General features: G+C 42.6%; 20 protein-coding genes and 2 tRNA genes. All 22 read left to right on the plus strand.

The annotated features are described in order from the left end of the window. The 22 genes from DXC04_RS07925 to DXC04_RS08030 all read left to right on the plus strand — a co-directional run bounded on the left by DXC04_RS07925 (position 1) and on the right by DXC04_RS08030 (position 17,643). The gene (locus tag DXC04_RS07925) at positions 1–1,818 is read left to right on the plus strand and encodes an acetyl-CoA carboxylase carboxyltransferase subunit alpha (protein ID WP_118660687.1); all 1,818 of its coding nucleotides are present in this window, start codon (positions 1–3) and stop codon (positions 1,816–1,818) included. Between the two features lie 35 nt (positions 1,819–1,853). After that, positions 1,854–2,972 (plus strand): NAD(P)H-dependent flavin oxidoreductase, encoded by a 1,119-nt coding sequence (locus DXC04_RS07930; RefSeq protein ID WP_118660689.1) that lies wholly within the window; start codon positions 1,854–1,856, stop codon positions 2,970–2,972. 107 nt (positions 2,973–3,079) lie between these two features. After that, the gene (locus tag DXC04_RS07935; protein WP_021859721.1) at positions 3,080–3,538 is read left to right on the plus strand and encodes a MarR family winged helix-turn-helix transcriptional regulator; all 459 of its coding nucleotides are present in this window, start codon (positions 3,080–3,082) and stop codon (positions 3,536–3,538) included. 85 nt (positions 3,539–3,623) lie between these two features. Then, complete coding sequence (locus DXC04_RS07940) at positions 3,624–4,343, plus strand: HAD family hydrolase (RefSeq protein WP_243112120.1); 720 nt, start codon at positions 3,624–3,626, stop codon at positions 4,341–4,343. 54 nt (positions 4,344–4,397) lie between these two features. Continuing rightward, the gene (locus DXC04_RS07945) at positions 4,398–5,132 is read left to right on the plus strand and encodes an NAD-dependent protein deacylase (protein WP_330426445.1); all 735 of its coding nucleotides are present in this window, start codon (positions 4,398–4,400) and stop codon (positions 5,130–5,132) included. A 357-nt stretch (positions 5,133–5,489) separates the two neighbouring features. Then, positions 5,490–5,960 (plus strand): winged helix-turn-helix domain-containing protein, encoded by a 471-nt coding sequence (locus DXC04_RS07950; RefSeq protein WP_118660693.1) that lies wholly within the window; start codon positions 5,490–5,492, stop codon positions 5,958–5,960. Continuing rightward, positions 5,947–6,990: a molybdopterin-binding protein gene (locus DXC04_RS07955; protein WP_118660695.1), complete on the plus strand. Its 1,044-nt coding sequence runs from the start codon at positions 5,947–5,949 to the stop codon at positions 6,988–6,990. The genes DXC04_RS07950 and DXC04_RS07955 overlap by 14 nt, the downstream gene beginning before the upstream one ends. Beyond that, positions 6,990–8,105, plus strand: a complete 1,116-nt coding sequence (locus DXC04_RS07960) for an XdhC family protein (RefSeq protein WP_243112121.1) — start codon at positions 6,990–6,992, stop codon at positions 8,103–8,105. Before DXC04_RS07955 ends, DXC04_RS07960 begins: the two co-directional genes overlap by 1 nt. 84 nt (positions 8,106–8,189) lie before the next feature. Next, positions 8,190–9,155: a GTP 3',8-cyclase MoaA gene (gene moaA / locus DXC04_RS07965; protein ID WP_118660697.1), complete on the plus strand. Its 966-nt coding sequence runs from the start codon at positions 8,190–8,192 to the stop codon at positions 9,153–9,155. 4 nt (positions 9,156–9,159) lie between these two features. After that, positions 9,160–10,095, plus strand: coding sequence for an MOSC domain-containing protein (locus tag DXC04_RS07970; protein WP_118660699.1), 936 nt, complete (start codon positions 9,160–9,162; stop codon positions 10,093–10,095). Between the two features lie 126 nt (positions 10,096–10,221). Further along, a complete protein-coding gene (gene modA, locus DXC04_RS07975; protein ID WP_118660701.1) occupies positions 10,222–11,085 on the plus strand; it encodes a molybdate ABC transporter substrate-binding protein in 864 nt (287 codons plus the stop codon). 105 nt (positions 11,086–11,190) lie between these two features. Continuing rightward, positions 11,191–11,886 (plus strand): molybdate ABC transporter permease subunit, encoded by a 696-nt coding sequence (gene modB / locus DXC04_RS07980; protein ID WP_021859732.1) that lies wholly within the window; start codon positions 11,191–11,193, stop codon positions 11,884–11,886. Positions 11,887–11,973: 87 nt separating this feature from the next. Next, positions 11,974–12,474 carry a YcxB family protein gene (locus DXC04_RS07985; protein WP_118660703.1) on the plus strand — a complete coding sequence of 167 codons (501 nt, stop codon included), beginning with the start codon at positions 11,974–11,976 and terminating at the stop codon, positions 12,472–12,474. A gap of 17 nt (positions 12,475–12,491) precedes the next feature. Then, complete coding sequence (gene tsaE / locus DXC04_RS07990; protein WP_021859734.1) at positions 12,492–12,917, plus strand: tRNA (adenosine(37)-N6)-threonylcarbamoyltransferase complex ATPase subunit type 1 TsaE; 426 nt, start codon at positions 12,492–12,494, stop codon at positions 12,915–12,917. After that, positions 12,905–13,648 carry a tRNA (adenosine(37)-N6)-threonylcarbamoyltransferase complex dimerization subunit type 1 TsaB gene (tsaB, locus tag DXC04_RS07995; protein ID WP_118660705.1) on the plus strand — a complete coding sequence of 248 codons (744 nt, stop codon included), beginning with the start codon at positions 12,905–12,907 and terminating at the stop codon, positions 13,646–13,648. The genes tsaE and tsaB overlap by 13 nt, the downstream gene beginning before the upstream one ends. 24 nt (positions 13,649–13,672) lie before the next feature. Next, positions 13,673–14,146, plus strand: a complete 474-nt coding sequence (rimI, locus tag DXC04_RS08000) for a ribosomal protein S18-alanine N-acetyltransferase (RefSeq protein ID WP_118660707.1) — start codon at positions 13,673–13,675, stop codon at positions 14,144–14,146. 96 nt (positions 14,147–14,242) lie between these two features. Then, positions 14,243–14,482: a hypothetical protein gene (locus tag DXC04_RS08005; RefSeq protein ID WP_021859737.1), complete on the plus strand. Its 240-nt coding sequence runs from the start codon at positions 14,243–14,245 to the stop codon at positions 14,480–14,482. Between the two features lie 33 nt (positions 14,483–14,515). Continuing rightward, positions 14,516–15,424, plus strand: coding sequence for a ribonuclease Z (locus tag DXC04_RS08010; RefSeq protein WP_118660709.1), 909 nt, complete (start codon positions 14,516–14,518; stop codon positions 15,422–15,424). Positions 15,425–15,461: 37 nt separating this feature from the next. Continuing rightward, positions 15,462–16,490, plus strand: a complete 1,029-nt coding sequence (tsaD, locus tag DXC04_RS08015) for a tRNA (adenosine(37)-N6)-threonylcarbamoyltransferase complex transferase subunit TsaD (protein WP_117537867.1) — start codon at positions 15,462–15,464, stop codon at positions 16,488–16,490. Next, positions 16,490–17,233, plus strand: a complete 744-nt coding sequence (ispD, locus tag DXC04_RS08020; protein ID WP_117537868.1) for a 2-C-methyl-D-erythritol 4-phosphate cytidylyltransferase — start codon at positions 16,490–16,492, stop codon at positions 17,231–17,233. The genes tsaD and ispD overlap by 1 nt, the downstream gene beginning before the upstream one ends. 160 nt (positions 17,234–17,393) lie before the next feature. Further along, a tRNA-Ser gene (locus tag DXC04_RS08025) sits at positions 17,394–17,479 on the plus strand. A 75-nt stretch (positions 17,480–17,554) separates the two neighbouring features. Beyond that, positions 17,555–17,643, plus strand: a tRNA-Ser gene (locus tag DXC04_RS08030). The last annotated feature ends 199 nt before the right edge of the window (positions 17,644–17,842 follow it).

Below are 17,842 nucleotides of genomic sequence, written 5' to 3' on the forward strand. Positions count from 1 at the left end.
ATGAAACTGGACAATATGTTTAAAAAGACCAGGCAGATTTCTGGAAGAAAAAATTATATTCATCTGGGTGGCAGAAAACCGGAAGTGCCGGAAGGATTATTGCGCAAATGCAACAAATGCGGCGGTGCAATCATAGCGGAAGATGTAAAAAGAGAGTATTTTATCTGCCCGAAATGCGGAGGGTATTTCCGTGTGCATGCATACCGCAGGATAGAAATGATCGCAGATGAAAATTCCTTTGAAGAGTGGGATATGGATCTTCAGACAGAGAATCCGCTTGATTATAAAGGCTATGAAGAAAAAATTGAAAAACTGCAGGAAAAGACAGGACTTAGGGAAGCCGTTGTAACAGGAAAAGCAACGATTCTTGGAGAACCCGCCGTACTGGCAGTCTGCGATGGCAGATTTATGATGGCAAGTATGGGAGAAATTGTCGGAGAAAAAATTACAAGAGCAGTAGAACGCGCCACAAGGCAGGAATTGCCGGTTATTATATTTGCATGTTCCGGAGGCGCCAGAATGCAGGAAGGAATCGTGTCCCTTATGCAAATGGCGAAGACATCCGCAGCATTGAAGCGTCACAGCGATGCGGGACTTTTATACATCAGTGTCCTGACAGATCCAACAACCGGTGGTGTAACTGCAAGTTTTGCAATGCTGGGAGATATTATACTGGCAGAACCAAAGGCACTGATCGGCTTTGCAGGGCCGCGTGTGATTGAGCAGACAATCGGACAGAAACTGCCAAAAGGTTTCCAACGTTCGGAATTTCTGCTGGAGCATGGATTTATTGACCAGATCGTAGAACGTCCAAAGATGCGGGAAACATTAGGCAGAATTCTGGAATTTCACGGGAAAGTGCAGACTGACATAGAAGATACAATAGATAAGACGGCAGGGGAGACAGCAAGTCAGACAGGAGATCAGGCGGTAGACCGGGCAACAGATAAGATAGTAAGTAAGACGACGGTTCATACAGCGGATGAGATAAAGAGTAAGGACTCAGAAGATATCGTAGATAAGACACAGACTCAGAAGATAAATGCATGGGACCGTGTCCTTCTGTCCCGTAGGAAAAACCGTCCGGTTGGCAGTGACTACATACGGATGCTGTTCCAGGACTTCACAGAATTTCACGGAGACCGTCTCTATGGAGATGATCCGGCAATCATTGGCGGGATCGCATATTTTAAAGAGCGACCGGTGACTGTGATCGCACAGGAAAAAGGAACGAACACCAAAGAAAATATTATGCGCAATTTTGCTATGCCATCCCCGGAAGGCTACAGGAAAGCATTGCGTCTTATGAAACAGGCAGAAAAATTCCACCGTCCGGTAATCTGTTTTGTAGATACACCGGGAGCATTTTGTGGACTGGAAGCAGAAGAACGTGGACAGGGAGAAGCAATTGCGAGAAATTTATATGAACTTTCCGGTTTAAAAACGCCGGTACTCTCAATTGTGATCGGTGAAGGTGGAAGTGGCGGAGCACTTGCGCTGGCAGTCGCAGATGAAGTGTGGATGCTGGAAAATTCCATTTATTCGATTCTTTCACCGGAAGGATTTGCAAGCATTTTGTGGAAAGACAGCACGAAAGCAAAAGAAGCGGCAAAAGTGATGAAGCTGACAGCAGATGATTTGAAGCAAATGGGCGTGATTGAATGTGTGCTGGAAGAGCCGGAACAATATACGGTACAGACGATGAAACCGGTTGCAGATCAGCTCCGGGGAAAAGTAGAGGCGTTTATAGAAAATTATGAGCAAATGCCGGAGCAAAAACTGACAGAACACAGATATCAGCGTTTCCGTAAGATGTAAGGAAACACAGATATTTGCACATTAAGGAGCAAAATATGGACTATAAACCATTAAAAACAGGAAATTTGACAGCAAAAGTTCCAGTGATACAAGGTGGAATGGGAATCGGGATCAGCCTTGGAAATCTTGCCGGAACTGTTGCAAAAGTGGGCGGCATAGGGATTATCTCTGCCGCCCAGATTGGTTTTAAAGAAGCGGATTTTGATCAGAATCCGGAAAAAGCCAATTTAAGAACGATTCAGAAAGAATACGAGAAAGCGAGAAAGATTGCGCCGGACGGCGTGATTGGTTTTAATATCATGGTAGCAATGCGCCACTATGAAAAATATGTAGAAGCGGCGATACAGGCAGGTGCAGATCTTATTATTTCCGGGGCAGGACTTCCGATGGATCTGCCGAAAATAGCAGGAGCAAGTCAGGTGAAACTTGCGCCGATCGTTTCGTCAGAAAAATCCGCACGTGTGATTTTCAGATATTGGGAGAAAAAATATAAACGGCAGCCAGATCTGGTAGTAATAGAAGGACCGCTCGCAGGTGGACACCTCGGATTTTCTGTGGAAGAATTGGAAATGTATGAAGCAGAATGTGGAAATCTGTGCCATGGTTCTATAAATAGCGGATCTGAAAATCGAGGGAAAAAGAAATATGAAGATGAAGTCAGAAAGATTCTGGAAACAGTGAAGATTTACGAAGAAAAATGCGATCATGAAATTCCGGTTGTACTCGCCGGCGGTATAGATGATGCGTCAAAAGTGAAAGAAGCATTTGCACTTGGAGTGGACGGCGTACAGGTTGCAACAAGGTTTGTGACAACGAAAGAATGTGATGCGGATATTCGTTATAAACAGGCATATCTGGATGCAAAGAAAGAAGATATTGTAATTGTGAAAAGCCCGGTGGGCATGCCGGGGCGGGCAATATTAAATACATTTCAGAAAAAGGTGCGTGCCGGTGAGAAAATCCCACACAGTCCATGTCACGGATGTCTGCACAAATGCAATCCTGCAGAAATTCCGTATTGTATTACAGATGCGTTGATCCATGCTGCTAAAGGAGAAGTGGAAGATGCACTTTTATTTTGTGGTGCAAATGCATATAAGGCGACGAAAATAGAAACGGTTGAAGAGGTGATACAAGATTTGTTTAAGGCTTGATTCTGCCTGGAGTGATGGATATAATAAAAGTATGAGAAGTTGCCTGAATGAAGGCAGCCAAGGAATGGCACGGGAGGAAAGTGCCAGGGAATGAAGAGGGATAAAACATGGAAGATGCTTACAAGGTGATCAATGACACGTTAGTTTCGCTGATCAATGAGATATGGCGCTTAGAGGAAAAAGCCATCATTACCGAAGAATTTAAAGATATTTCGAACAACGATATGCATGTTATTGAGGCAATCGGACTTGGAGAAGGTGGCAATATGTCTTCGATAGCCAGAAAGCTAAATGTAACGGTCGGAACATTAACGACAGCAATGAACAGCCTTGTGAACAAAAAGTACGTGACCAGACAGCGCAGCGAAAAAGACAGAAGAGTTGTATTTGTGAAATTGACAGAGCGTGGAGAACGTGCTTACCACCACCATGCAGATTATCACAGACAGATGACAGAGGCAATTTTGGACAAATTGGATGAAAAAGAATTGCCGGTACTCATCAAGACATTGGATGCATTGTCAGAATTTTTTAACGGATACAGCGAAGAGCCGGAGAATAAATAATCTCACGGCATGAATTGCTTTGCGCCAGGAGTAATTTCACAGTGTGAAATGCTTTCAGGCAGAAGTAATGAACGAGAGCGTATATATGAGAATAAAACATTCACGAGAACAGGCAGGAAGAAAGAGGCAGAATACAGGCATGATAAAAGGCGTAATTTTTGACATGGACGGCACCATGTTTGATACGGAGCGATTATCCAGCTATTGTTGGAAGAGAACAGGAGAGAATCTTGGAATTAATGTAACAGACGAATTGATGAATGACTGCAGAGGGAAGAACCCTGCAGTCATTCGTAGATTATATATGGAAGCATTTGGAGAGACATTCAACTATGACGCTGCAAGAGCTGCCAAGCATGTAATTTTTAATGAGATTATAGCCGGAGATGGTGTGCCGGTCAAAAAGGGATTAGAGGAATTGCTTGGTTATCTTGAAAAACAAGAAATTAAAAAAGCAGTGGCAACATCCACAGAAAAGAAACGTGCAAGCAAACTTTTGCAGGATGCGGGCGTGTATGAGAAAATGGACGCATTTGTTTATGGTGATGAGATTAAAGAAAGCAAACCGGATCCGGAGATTTTCCGTGTAGCGGCAGAGAAAATCGGATGTAAGCCAGAAGAATGTCTTGTATTAGAAGACAGTGAAGCAGGACTTCGCGCAGGAATCGCACTTGGCGGTGCAGTTATTTATATTCCGGATATTGCAATTGTGCCGGAACAAGTGACAGCGAAAGTGACAGAAACACTTGCAGATCTGGGGAAAGTGATTGGGTGGCTGGAAGCACATAGATGTAATACAAAATGATATCGGTAGTATATGGATATCTTGTGAAAAAGACAAATCAGGAGGTGCATGATTATGCAGGAACAGTGGAAAGAACAGATTACACAGTTGCAGAAAATGATTGATGATTCAGACCGTATTGTATTTTTCGGAGGCGCCGGCGTTTCGACGGAAAGTAACATTCCGGATTTCCGGAGCGCAGATGGATTGTATCATCAGAATTATAAGTATACACCGGAGCAGATTGTAAGCCACAGTTTTTTTATGCATAACCCGGAAGGATTCTATGAATTTTACAAAGAAAAGATGATGTATCTGAACGCGAAACCGAATGCAGCACATAAGAAAATCGTAGAACTGGAAGCAGCAGGAAAGCTGACTGCTGTGATCACACAGAATATTGACGGACTTCATCAGGCAGCAGGAAGTAAGAATGTACTGGAACTGCACGGAAGTATACACCGTAATTACTGTATGGAATGTGGCAGATTTTATGATGCAGCATATGTGAAAAATGCGGAGGGGATTCCGCATTGCGAGTGTGGCGGAATGATCAAACCGGATGTGGTCCTTTATGAAGAAGGACTGGATCCGGAAGTAATCCAGAAAAGCATTCGTGCGATCAGTGAAGCTGATATGCTCATTATCGGCGGTACATCTCTGGTTGTATATCCGGCAGCCGGATTTATCGATTATTTCCATGGTAAACACCTGGTTGTGATCAATAAAAGCGAGACAGCGAGATCTGTCGGAGCAGATCTTACCATTGCAGCTCCGATCGGGGAGATCATGGATGCGGTTGTTGTGTAAACTCATTATATATAAATGAATATAGGTAAATAAAAGTAAAGAAAAAAAGACGGTGGTTTGCAGAATAGTACGAAATGCAACCGATCGTCTTTTTTATTTTATTAAAAGTAGTTGTGATACTCAATCTTTTCATAGATAAATATAGAATTACAATGTACTGTATTAAGATAATCCAGGCTGACATCAAATAAATCAACGACATAGATAATCTTTCTGGAAGTTAACATTTTAACCCTTGCCTCATTTTATTTCATATGCTAAAATACAACCGTTATATTTTGAAAAACATAACGAAACTTATAATAAATATATTCATAAAACGATTTTATTAAATGGATTTTTCGGAGAAACACTACTATGAAAGACACGAACACGATAAACAACTGCATCCATCCAAAGATCCGCCTGCGTTTTGACACGCAGGAAAAGTTCTTCGGACCGGGCGTGTGTGAACTTCTGGAATTGATTGATGAGACCGGTTCTGTGCAAAAAGCGTGTACACGGATGGAACTTTCTTATTCCAAGGGGAGCAAGATGTTAAAAAAACTGGATCAGGTGATTGGTATATCTATAGTAGAACGCTGGACAGGTGGCGCAGGCGGCGGAGGCGCAAGGCTGACAGAAGCCGGTAAAAAGCTGGTCAAAACTTATCGTAAGATGGAAACAGAAGTGCAAAAAGCCGCTGAAGATGCCTTTTATAAGTATTACGGCGAAGATTTTCGGAATGCGATCACAATAAATAGCTCAATCACAGAAGAAAGCGTTATTAGTCTGGAAAAAGCAATCATAGACATACAGACAGGAGGAACTACAGATGAAGCTGATTAAAACGGAAGATGCAGTCGGACATGTATTGTGCCACGATATCACACAGATTATCAAAGGCGTGACGAAGGACGCAGTATTCCGCAAAGGTCATATTGTGACAGAAGAAGATATCCCGGTTCTGTTATCTGTTGGAAAAGAGAATCTCTATGTCTGGGAAAAGGAAGAAGGCATGCTGCATGAAAATGATGCGGCAGAGATCTTACGCCAGATCTGCCAGGGAGAACATATGCATCCATCAGATGTCAAAGAAGGGAAAATTGAACTGATTGCGGATATAGATGGTGTATTGAAGATTGAACGGGAGAAATTACGGAAAGTCAATAGTCTTGGCGAGATAATGATCGCCAGCAGACACGGCGATTTTCCAGTAAAAAAAGGCGATAAATTAGCCGGAACAAGAGTAATCCCATTGGTGATTAGTGAAGAAAAAATGCAGCAGGCAAAAAATGTGACAGCAGGAGGAGTAATTTTCAACATCCTTCCTTATAAAAAGAAGAAAGCAGGTATTGTTACAACTGGAAGTGAAGTCTATTATCACAGGATCAAGGATACATTTACGCCGGTGATTGAAGAAAAACTGGCTGAATATGATATAGAGATTGGTGGACACGAGATTTGCAATGATGATCCGCAGATGATTGAAAATGCAATTCGTAGCTTATTAGCAGATGGATGTAACATGATTGTCTGTACCGGTGGAATGAGCGTAGATCCGGATGACCGGACTCCGTATGCAATCCGGCAGGTGACAGGCGAGATTGTAAGTTACGGCGCACCGGTTCTCCCGGGAGCCATGTTCCTGCTTGCATATTATAAAGAAGAAGGAAAAGAAGTAATTCCAGTCTTAGGACTTCCGGGATGTGTCATGTATTCTAAACGAACGATTTTCGATCTTGTACTTCCGAGATTGACTGTCGGTGAAATATTAACAGCAGAAGATTTGAATACACTTGGAGAAGGTGGTTTATGCCTGAATTGCCCGGAATGCACCTTCCCGAATTGCGGCTTCGGTAAAGGAGGCACCCGGTAATGGTAGATGTAAAAAGCAGAGCGACTGACATGTGGGCATTATTCGAGGCAATCGATCAGTGTGAACCGGATGTGGAAAAACAGGTACTTACAAGCTTGCAAACAGAATATCTGGGTGAGAAGTGTCTTGTGGCAGATCATAAAATTGTATGGGAATCGGATGCACAAGAACGCTATGCCAGATATTTTGGAGAACATCCGGAAGAACTTCATAAGCTGGATATAAGTGGAAAGGTACAGCTCTCTGATGAACAAGTATTTTGTGATACATTAGGCAATGAAAAGAAACTTGTCATTTGCGGTGGCGGACATGTTTCCATTCCGGTAATCCGTATGGGGCGGATGATCGGCTGTCATGTGATTGTTTTGGAAGACCGACCGAAATTTGCGAATGCGGCGAGAAAAGCAGGAGCAGATGAAGTATACTGCGAAACATTTGCGAATGGTCTGCAGAGAATCGACGGAGATGCAGACACTTATTTCGTCATTGTGACAAGAGGACATCGCTATGATGAAGAGTGCCTGGAGCAGATTACAAAGAAAAGACATGCATACATTGGAATGATCGGAAGCCGCAGACGCATTGCGATGGTAAAAGAACACTTACTGGAAAAAGGCTGCGATCAGGCTGTGCTGGATGAAATCTATTCACCGATCGGATTAAATATCGGGGCAGAGACACCGGAAGAAATCGGTGTTGCGATCATTGCAGAGATCATAGAAGTAAAAAATAAGAAGAAACGCACCTACGGCTATTCCAAAGAAATCCGTAAGGCGATAGAAAATGATACAGATTATGGACAGAAAGTCTTAGCAACAATTATAGATAGAAAAGGTTCTGCGCCACAGGGCGTTGGTGTGAAGATGCTGATCTGCGAAAACGGAACCTGTGTTGGCACGATTGGTGGAGGCTGTATGGAAGCCGGAGTTGTGCAGAAAGCAAGACTGCTGATGTCAAAAGCCCGGACATTAACTACTACACAGCCGCAAAGTGGGAAGGACGAAACAGACACAGCCAGCATTTGTTCTGTAGATTTGCAAAATGCAGACGCAGGTGAAGAAGGCATGGTGTGCGGGGGCTCTGTAAAAGTATTGCTAGAACTTCTTGAGGAGTAAGAATGTAAAACAATCATTTATAGACAGCCTTCCCAGAGAACAAAGAGAACAAGAAGGAAGAGAGCAAGGAGCGAGATAGAAGAAATGAAGGATTTATGTGGCAGAGAGATCAATTATATGCGTATTTCAATTACCGACCGGTGCAATTTGCGCTGCCAATATTGTATGCCGGACGGAATAGAGCTCTGCCCTATGAAAGATCTTCTGACTTATGAAGAGATTGTAAGTGTCTGTCAGGAAGCAGTTTCACTTGGCATTCATAAATTCAAAATTACCGGTGGTGAACCGCTTGTGCGAAGAGGCTGTGCAGATCTGATCCGGATGATTTATGAGATTTCAGGTACAGAGGAAGTCACACTTACAACAAATGGTGTGCTGCTTGAAAAATATTTACCGGAACTTTGGAATGCCGGTCTTCGGAGTGTCAACATCAGTCTGGACACATTAGATCAGAAAGTTTATACAGAGATTACCGGATTTCCAATGTTGGATCAGGTGCTGCAGTCGTTGAAAGCTGCAATGAAGATGGGAATGCATGTGAAGACCAACACGATTTTACAAAGAGGGCGAAATGAATCTTCATGGAAGGATTTACTGATTCTGGCGAAAGATATTCCTGTCGATGTCCGGTTTCTGGAACTCATGCCAATCGGAGAAGGAAAAGAAGGAGAAACGATTTCCAATACAACGCTGTTTCAGAAAATAAAAGAAATCTATCCGGATATAAAACCGGATGAAAGAAAACACGGAAATGGACCGGCAATCTATTATAAAATTCCTGGGTTTGAAGGAAGTATAGGATTTATCAGTGCAATACATGGTGGGTTCTGCGATTCCTGTAACCGATTGCGCATGACATCTACAGGCGAATTAAAACCATGTCTCTGTTATGATGAAACGATATCTGTGCGTGACGTAGCAAGATGCGGTGATTCGGAAAAAATCAGAGAAAATATAAAGCATGCAATACAAATAAAACCGAAAAAACATTGTTTTTCAGAGATTGAAAAAGTGTCGGAAAAGAAAAAAATGGCACAGATCGGAGGGTAAATCTATGGGAAAAATTGTCGGAATCTGTACCAGTGAAAAAAGAGGTACAGTCAAAAAAGAACAAAAAGAAGTGAATTTAATAGAAGGTTGGGGGCTGGAAGAAGATGCCCACGGTGGCAACTGGCACAGGCAGGTCAGCCTTCTTTCTTATGAAAAAATACAGAAATTCAGAGAAAAAGGTGCGGATGTAGCACTGGGAGCATTTGGCGAAAACTTGATCATTGAAGGATATGATTTTCGAGATCTTCCTGTTGGGACCAGATTTCGGATCGGAGATGCGATTCTGGAAATGACGCAGATTGGGAAGAACTGCCACAGCCACTGCGAGATCTATAAACGGATGGGTGACTGCATCATGCCGAGAGAAGGTGTATTTGCTGAAGTAGTAAAAGGCGGACACATAAAAGTCGGAGATGAAGTAGAGAAGTTACCGCTGGATGAAAATCGTCCATTTACTGCAGCAGTCATTACGTTGAGCGATAAAGGCTCACGGGGAGAAAGAGAAGATAAGAGCGGTCCGGAGGCGGTAAGCCTTGCTGAAGAGGCTGGATATATCGTAAAAGAAAGCCTGCTTCTGCCGGATGAAAAAGAAGCATTAAAAAAAGAACTGAAAAGACTTGCCGATCAAAGGCAGATCAATGTTGTATTTACAACCGGCGGCACCGGATTCTCAGAAAGAGATGTAACGCCGGAGGCAACCATCGAGGTCTGCAATCGAATGGCAAATGGAATTGCAGAAGCAATTCGTAATTATTCTATGACGATTACACCGAGGGCAATGTTCAGCAGGGGAGTATCGGGAATCAGGGGGAAAACTCTGATCATTAATTTGCCGGGAAGCCCCAAAGCAGTAAAGGAAGCACTGAAATTTCTGCTGCCACACCTGGAACATGGACTTGAAGTACTCCGTGGGACAAGCCGCGAATGTGCACGGGTATAGCATAATAAGTTCAGCAAAGCTCATATTATTTATTACCTATGGGTGTAAACTTTCAAAGATTAGATTATAAATTTATAAGAAGAGATTTTTCTTAATTATCAACATCTAATCAAAAGGAGAAGACAAATGAAAAAAAGAATTTTAGCAGCAGTGCTGGCGGCTGTTATGGTATTTTCCTTAGCAGGCTGTGCGGGAAACAAAAACGAGAGCAAGGATTCAAAAAAGGAATCCGGGAAAAAGACAGAGATCCAGGTATTTATTGCGGCAAGTCTGAATACAGTCATGACAGAACTTGCAAAAGAATATCAGAAAGATCACCCGGATGTAAAAATCACTTATAATGCTGACAGTTCAGGAACACTTCTGACACAGATTGAAGAAGGGTATGAGTGTGATTTATTCTTCTCAGCAGCACAGAAACAGATGGATCAGCTTGAAGAGGACAGATTGGTTGTAGACGGTACAAGAAAAAATGTAGTAAACAATCAGGTCATTGTTGTAACAAGAAAAGACAGCAAAACAAAAGTAAAAGGTCTGGAAACATTAAAAGACGCTAAAAGTATTGCATTAGCAGGCGGCAGTGTTCCGGTTGGTAAATATACAAGAGCGGCCCTGATATCTATTGGTAAGCTGAAAAAAGTGGAAGATCCGGCAACGATTACAACAGAAGAAGTTTCCAAAGCGCTTGGCGATGTGGAAATCAGTGAACAGGATAATGTCAGTAAAGTCCTTTCCGCAGTAGTAGAAGGATCCTGCGAAGTCGGAACCACTTACTATTCAGATACATATGGATACGAAAAAGATCTGGATATCCTGGAAAAAGTAAGCTATGATCTGACAGGGGATGTTATTTATCCAATCGCAGAAGTGAAAAATGATGAAGCTGACAAAGCACAGAAAGCGGCAGCAGAAGACTTCTTAAAATTCGTAACATCGGATCAGTCAAAGAAAGTATTTGACTCTTATTACTTTGACACAAATGTAAAATAAACATGAAATAGATAGAAAACAGATACAGGCTATGCGGGAAGCATAGTCTGTTTTAGAAATAACGGACATAACAAATGATTAAAAAAACACAGGAGGAATGAAAAAATGGCAGAAATTATACGAAATCTGGACTGGAGCCCACTTTATATTTCCATGAAAACAGGTATAGCAGCTACGATTTTCTCTTTTTTTCTTGGCATCTATGCGGCGAGAAAAGTGGTAAAGGCAGGACCTAAGATGAAAGCTATTCTGGATGGTTTTCTGACACTGCCGATGGTACTTCCCCCGACAGTAGCAGGATTTTTCCTTTTGTTGATTTTCAGCAGAAGACGACCTTTTGGGATTTTTTTGTTTGAACAGTTCCACATTAAAGTCGTGCAGACATGGCTTGGCTGTATTATAGCAGCAACAGTTATTGCATTTCCTCTTATGTACCGGAATGCAAGAGCGGCGTTTGAACAGATTGATGTTAACCTGATTCATGCCGGACGCACACTTGGAATGAGTGAGATTACTATTTTCTGGAAAGTAGTAGTTCCGGCAGCAGGTCCGGGAATTCTGTCAGGAACAATCCTTACATTTGCCAGGGCTCTGGGAGAATATGGCGCAACATCCATGCTGGCAGGTAACATTCCGGGAAAAACAGGAACGATTTCACAGAGGATTGCCATGGTTATCCAGGATGGAGACTATGCGACGGCAGGTGTCTGGGTTGCAATCGTAATTTTTATTGCATTTCTGATTATTGTGTTGATGAATCTGGTTTCAAACCGGGGAATGCGTCAGGTGAAACGCTGGTAATAATACCTATTTTTCTATAACAGAAGTGGCACGGAAAAAAAAGATGTGTTACAATGAAATATAACGAAAATTTGGAGGTGCGTGTAAATGGCAGTAAAAGTAGAAGTAAAACTGGATGTCCCATCGGTGACAGACTTTACGATACATCATATTTGTTCCGGTAAGATCGGAATATTCCGGAATGTCCTTGGAGTACTGAACGTAGCACTGGCAGTGGCATTTCTTGTAAAACAGCAGATCGCACTGGCAGTTGTATTTGCGTTGTTTGCAGCGTTTATTCTGGGCGGATTGAAGATGATCATCCGCAACCGTGTAACAAAACAGATGGAACATTCCAATCGTCTGAGTATGCCGGTGACTTATGAATTTTCAGAGAAAGGAATCCTGACAACAACAGAATCAGACAGTGGAATGGCATCGTGGGATGCATTTAAGCGTGCAGTGACAACGAAGAAAATATTGATCTTATACAGTAATTCCGGGCAGGCAATTATTCTTCCATTAAACCAGATTGAAGCGGAATACAAAGAAATCGCAGACTTGATTTATGAAAATATGCCGGCACCGGCGGTTCGTGTGCAAAGATAACAGAGAGGACAATATCCATGATAATAGAGACAAACAGTGAGAAAGAAACCTATGCGTTCGGTTTAGAACTTGGTAAGAAAGCACATGCCGGACAGGTATATACGCTGGTCGGTGATCTTGGCGTTGGCAAGACTGTTTTTACAAAAGGTCTGGCAAGAGGTCTGGATATACTGGAGCCGGTAAGCAGTCCGACATTTACAATTGTACAGGTATATGAGGAAGGGCGTTTGCCGTTCTATCATTTTGATGTGTACCGGATTGGAGATGTCGAAGAGATGGACGAGATTGGCTATGAAGATTATATATATGGTGACGGGGTGAGCCTGATCGAGTGGGCGAACCTGATCGAAGAGATCTTACCGGAACATTATACAGAGATTAAGATAGAAAAAGATCTGGAAAAAGGATTTGATTATCGGAGGATTAGTATATGCGAATATTAGCACTGGACAGCTCCGGCCTTGTAGCAGGAGTTGCGGTTCTGGAATCAGAAAATGAAAAGAAAGATGCGCAGACGATTGCCGAATATACTGTGAATTATAAGAAGACACATTCTCAGACTCTTCTTCCGATGCTGGATGAGATTGTGAAAATGACAGAATTAGACCTGGATACGATCGATGCAATTGCAATCGCGAGCGGACCTGGCTCATTTACCGGACTTCGTATCGGTTCAGCAACTGCAAAAGGACTGGGACTTGCACTTAAGAAGCCGTTGGTAGAAGTGCCGACACTGGAAGGACTGGCATACAATCTCTGCGGTACAGAAGGACTGATCTGTCCAATCATGGATGCGAGAAGAGGGCAGGTCTATACAGGTATTTATGCATGTGCAGATAATGAACTTAAAGTTATGGAAGAACAGATGGCAGTTCCGATAGAAGAACTGGCAGAAAAATTAAAAAAATACAATCAGAAAGTAACATTTTTGGGAGATGGTGTACCGGTTTTCAGAGAACATCTGGAAAATGAACTGCTCGCAGATATGAAGATTCAGTTTGCGCCTGCTCACCTGAACCGACAGCGTGCGGCAGCAGTAGGTGCACTTGGCATGAATTATTATAGAGAAGGCAGAACAGTCACAGCAATGGAACACCGTCCGGATTACCTGCGTGTATCACAGGCAGAACGAGAACGTGCAGAACGCGAGAAAAAGGAAAAATCCGGTCAGTAGATTTTGATTGATGAGGTTTCGCAGATGAAGCAGCAAATAGAAGTCCGGATTTTTGATCCGCAGGATGTATTAGGAGCAACAAATCAGTCAGTATCAGAGATACTGGCAATTGAAAAATGTACATTTCCGGATCCGTGGAGCTCAGGCAGTATAGAAGAGGCACTGAAGGCACCGGGATATCGAAATACAGGGGCATGGATAGAAGGAAAACTGGCAGGATATTTATTTTGCTCTTATGTGCTGGATGAGACGGAGATTGTCAAAATCGCAGTTGCACCAAAGTTTCAGAGGCGGGGAATCGCTACAGCACTTATGAATGAATTTACAGAGTGGTGTAAAGCGTCGGGAATCCACAGATGGATGCTGGATGTACGTGCCGGAAATGACTGTGCGGCAGCACTTTATCGGTCTTTTGGGTTTACAGAGGACGGAGTGCGTAAAAATTACTATACAGATCCGGTGGAAGATGCGGTTCTGATGAGCCGGCAGATACCATAATTGTCAGCAGTTTCCACTAGGAATCTGCAAAATGAAAGAATATAATGTAGGCGTAACAAAGAGAAAAAATGTGACAGACACATGCAGGAGGAACGTATGCGCCATTACAGAACACAAAAAATAGAGATAAAAAAATTAGATGAGATTATTTGCAACTGTTGCGGAAAGAAAATTTCGGTAATAAACGAAGTCCCACAGGAAGATATCGTGGAAGTGGAGAAGCACTGGGGGTATTTTTCGAAGAAAGACGGACAGAAAGACGCGTTTGATCTTTGTGAGGACTGCTATGACAGGATCGTATCTGGATTTTCGATACCTGTAACGTGCGACAGTTAAGAAAAAGAGAAGAAACAGAGGTAAAGTAAAAATATGTTAGATGTATGTTTGTTAGGAACAGGAGGAATGATGCCGTTGCCGTACCGGTGGCTTACGTCACTAATGGTGAGATATAATGGCAGCAGCCTGCTGATCGACTGCGGAGAAGGAACGCAAATTGCAATTAAAGAAAAAGGCTGGAGTTTCAAACCGATTGATGTGATCTGTTTTACACATTATCATGGAGATCATATCAGTGGATTACCGGGACTTCTCCTTACAATGGGAAATGCAGACCGGACGGAACCATTGACATTGGTTGGCCCAAAAGGGCTGGAACGTGTTGTCAATGCACTGCGTGTGATCGCGCCGGAGCTTCCGTTTCCTATCAAATATATAGAAATCAAAGATCAGGAGCAGACACTTGAGATGAATGGATACCGACTGAAGGCGTTCCGTGTAAATCACAATGTAACATGCTATGGCTATACGATGGAAATAGATCGTGCCGGCAAATTCGATGTGGAACGCGCCAATGCAAATGCAATTCCAAAGCAGTTCTGGGGAATCCTGCAAAAAGGTGAGACTGTAGAAGATGCAGAGCATGTATATACTCCGGATATGGTATTAGGACCGGCAAGAAAAGGTCTGAAACTGACATATTGTACCGATACAAGACCGGTAGATGCTATCCGCAAGAATGCCATGCATTCGGATCTGTTTATCTGCGAAGGTATGTATGGTGAAAAAGATAAGCAGAAAAAAGCAAAAGAATATAAGCATATGACATTTTATGAGGCGGCAAAGCTGGCAAAAGATGCAGAAGTAGCAGAAATGTGGCTGACGCATTACAGTCCATCACTCAGTAAGCCGGAAGAATATATGGATGAAGTGAGAGAGATTTTCCCGAATGCGATTGCAGCAAAAGACAGGCGTTCGGTGGAACTTGTATTTTCGGATTAGAATGTGAATAACAAACAGAGAAAAGAAAGGTAAAACAATGAGTGAAGAAAAAGATATATTAATACTGGCAATTGAAAGTTCCTGTGATGAGACAGCAGCAGCGGTTGTGAAAAATGGCAGGGAAGTGCTGTCCAATGTGATTTCTTCGCAGATTGCACTTCATACCTTATATGGAGGTGTTGTTCCGGAAATCGCATCCAGAAAACATATTGAGAAGATTAATCAGGTAATAGAAGAAGCATTAAAAGAAGCTGAAGTAACACTGGAAGATATAGATGCAATCGGAGTAACCTACGGTCCAGGATTGGTTGGGGCGCTTCTTGTCGGTGTTGCCGAAGCGAAGGCAATCGCATATGCTGCGAAGAAACCACTGGTCGGAGTGCATCATATTGAAGGACATATTGCAGCAAATTTTATTGAACACAAAGATCTGGAACCGCCGTTTTTCTCCCTTGTTGTGTCCGGAGGACATACCCATCTGGTACGCGTAAAAGATTACGGCAAATTTGACATTATCGGACGTACAAGAGACGATGCGGCAGGAGAGGCTTTTGATAAAGTAGCCAGAGCAATCGGGCTCGGTTATCCGGGAGGACCAAAGATTGACAAGGTATCAAAAGAAGGAAATCCAGAGGCAATTGCATTTCCACGTGCACATGTAGAAGATTCACCATATGATTTCAGCTTCAGTGGAGTGAAATCTGCTGTGTTGAATTATATTAATGGCTGTCAGATGAAGGGAATCGAATACAATCAGGCGGATATTGCAGCATCTTTCCAGAAAGCTGTTACAGATGTACTTGTCGCAAATGCCATGCATGCGGTAGGAGAATATCATGTGGATAAATTTGCAATTGCAGGAGGCGTGGCATCAAACAGTGCACTGCGTGCTGCAATGAAGAAAGCATGTGAAGAAAAAGGTGTACAGTTCTACTATCCGTCGCCAATCTACTGTACGGATAATGCAGCAATGATCGGCGTGGCTGCATATTATGAATATATAAATGGAACAAGGCACGGTTGGGATCTGAATGCAGTCCCGAACTTGAAGTTAGGTGAAAGATAATGGGAATCAGACAGAAGAAACACTGTACGGCAATCGTCTTGTCGGCAGGACGTGGAAAACGTATGCATGCTTCTGTAGAGAAGCAGTATATAGAACTTTATAAAAGACCGGTCATCTATTATACACTGGAGATTTTTCAGTCATCATCTATTATAGATGATATTGTTCTTGTAGTAGGAAAGGGACAGGAAGAAGAAGTTTACGAAAAAATTGTACGAAAATATCATTTTTCAAAAGTAAAGGCGGTCGTAGAAGGCGGCGCAGAGCGTTATGCATCCGTCTGGAATGGTCTGCAGGCAATTGCAGATGGAAGAATCGGCGAAGAGAGCAAGACCGGCTATGTATTTATTCATGATGGAGCAAGACCGTTTGTGACAGAAAATATCTTAAGAAGAGGGTATGATACAGTGTGCAAATGTCGTGCTTGTGTAGCTGGCATGCCAAGCAAAGATACCATTAAAATCGTAGACGACAAGACATATTCGACAGCAACACCGGAACGTAAATATGTCTGGGCAGTCCAGACACCACAGATATTTGAAACAGAATTGATTACAGATGCATATTCCAAACTTATGGGAAAACACGCTGTACAGGTGACGGATGATGCAATGGTTTTGGAACAGATGCTTAAGATGCCGGTAAAGTTATTTGAAGGTTCCTATGAAAATATAAAAATAACGACACCGGAAGATCTGGACATTGCAAAAATGTTTCTGCTGGAACGTCGCAGACAGGGATGAGATCTGAATTAAAGAGGCTTTGCAGGCGGTGTTTAACTACGGGAAAGTACAGGGATACAAAAAAATAAAAAAATATGAAAAAAGATATTGACGAAGCGGCATGAAGTGTGCTAGAATACAACATGTCGCTGATACAGAAGCGATAAACAAGTGAATATATGGAGAGGTATCGAAGTGGTCATAACGAGGCGGTCTTGAAAACCGTTTGTCCGAGAGGGCGCGTGGGTTCGAATCCCACCCTCTCCGCTTTAAAACTACTAGTCTGTGCGACGGTAGTTTTTTATATGTCTTGTGATATGTAAAGCTGTAGATCAGTATTTTGGAGAAATACCCAAGAGGCTGAAGGGGCTCCCCTGGAAAGGGAGTAGGTCGTTAATAGCGGCGCGAGGGTTCAAATCCCTCTTTCTCCGTTTGCTCGAAGTTCTAATGCGGAAGCGATTGAGAATGAGAGCGGATGCATCTGTTAAAAGGATGTAAAAAAGATTTAAAAAAATGAAAAAAGTTCTTGACAAAATGTACTAAGAAATGCTATTATAAACAAGCTGATTCGTACATGAGCAGCAAGAAAAGATAAGAACCTTGATAATTAAACAATAGACAACAACCCTG

This window comes from Dorea sp. OM07-5 (genome assembly GCF_003481355.1).
GTDB lineage: Bacteria > Bacillota > Clostridia > Lachnospirales > Lachnospiraceae > Dorea_D > Dorea_D hominis.

Coding starts and splice junctions, on each gene's coding strand:
- DXC04_RS07925 (WP_118660687.1), top strand. CDS start 1: ATGAAACTGGACAATATGTTTAAAAAGACCAGGCAGATTTCTGGAAGA.
- DXC04_RS07930 (WP_118660689.1), top strand. CDS start 1,854: ATGGACTATAAACCATTAAAAACAGGAAATTTGACAGCAAAAGTTCCA.
- DXC04_RS07935 (WP_021859721.1), top strand. CDS start 3,080: ATGGAAGATGCTTACAAGGTGATCAATGACACGTTAGTTTCGCTGATC.
- DXC04_RS07940 (WP_243112120.1), top strand. CDS start 3,624: ATGAGAATAAAACATTCACGAGAACAGGCAGGAAGAAAGAGGCAGAAT.
- DXC04_RS07945 (WP_330426445.1), top strand. CDS start 4,398: ATGCAGGAACAGTGGAAAGAACAGATTACACAGTTGCAGAAAATGATT.
- DXC04_RS07950 (WP_118660693.1), top strand. CDS start 5,490: ATGAAAGACACGAACACGATAAACAACTGCATCCATCCAAAGATCCGC.
- DXC04_RS07955 (WP_118660695.1), top strand. CDS start 5,947: ATGAAGCTGATTAAAACGGAAGATGCAGTCGGACATGTATTGTGCCAC.
- DXC04_RS07960 (WP_243112121.1), top strand. CDS start 6,990: ATGGTAGATGTAAAAAGCAGAGCGACTGACATGTGGGCATTATTCGAG.
- moaA (WP_118660697.1), top strand. CDS start 8,190: ATGAAGGATTTATGTGGCAGAGAGATCAATTATATGCGTATTTCAATT.
- DXC04_RS07970 (WP_118660699.1), top strand. CDS start 9,160: ATGGGAAAAATTGTCGGAATCTGTACCAGTGAAAAAAGAGGTACAGTC.
- modA (WP_118660701.1), top strand. CDS start 10,222: ATGAAAAAAAGAATTTTAGCAGCAGTGCTGGCGGCTGTTATGGTATTT.
- modB (WP_021859732.1), top strand. CDS start 11,191: ATGGCAGAAATTATACGAAATCTGGACTGGAGCCCACTTTATATTTCC.
- DXC04_RS07985 (WP_118660703.1), top strand. CDS start 11,974: ATGGCAGTAAAAGTAGAAGTAAAACTGGATGTCCCATCGGTGACAGAC.
- tsaE (WP_021859734.1), top strand. CDS start 12,492: ATGATAATAGAGACAAACAGTGAGAAAGAAACCTATGCGTTCGGTTTA.
- tsaB (WP_118660705.1), top strand. CDS start 12,905: ATGCGAATATTAGCACTGGACAGCTCCGGCCTTGTAGCAGGAGTTGCG.
- rimI (WP_118660707.1), top strand. CDS start 13,673: ATGAAGCAGCAAATAGAAGTCCGGATTTTTGATCCGCAGGATGTATTA.
- DXC04_RS08005 (WP_021859737.1), top strand. CDS start 14,243: ATGCGCCATTACAGAACACAAAAAATAGAGATAAAAAAATTAGATGAG.
- DXC04_RS08010 (WP_118660709.1), top strand. CDS start 14,516: ATGTTAGATGTATGTTTGTTAGGAACAGGAGGAATGATGCCGTTGCCG.
- tsaD (WP_117537867.1), top strand. CDS start 15,462: ATGAGTGAAGAAAAAGATATATTAATACTGGCAATTGAAAGTTCCTGT.
- ispD (WP_117537868.1), top strand. CDS start 16,490: ATGGGAATCAGACAGAAGAAACACTGTACGGCAATCGTCTTGTCGGCA.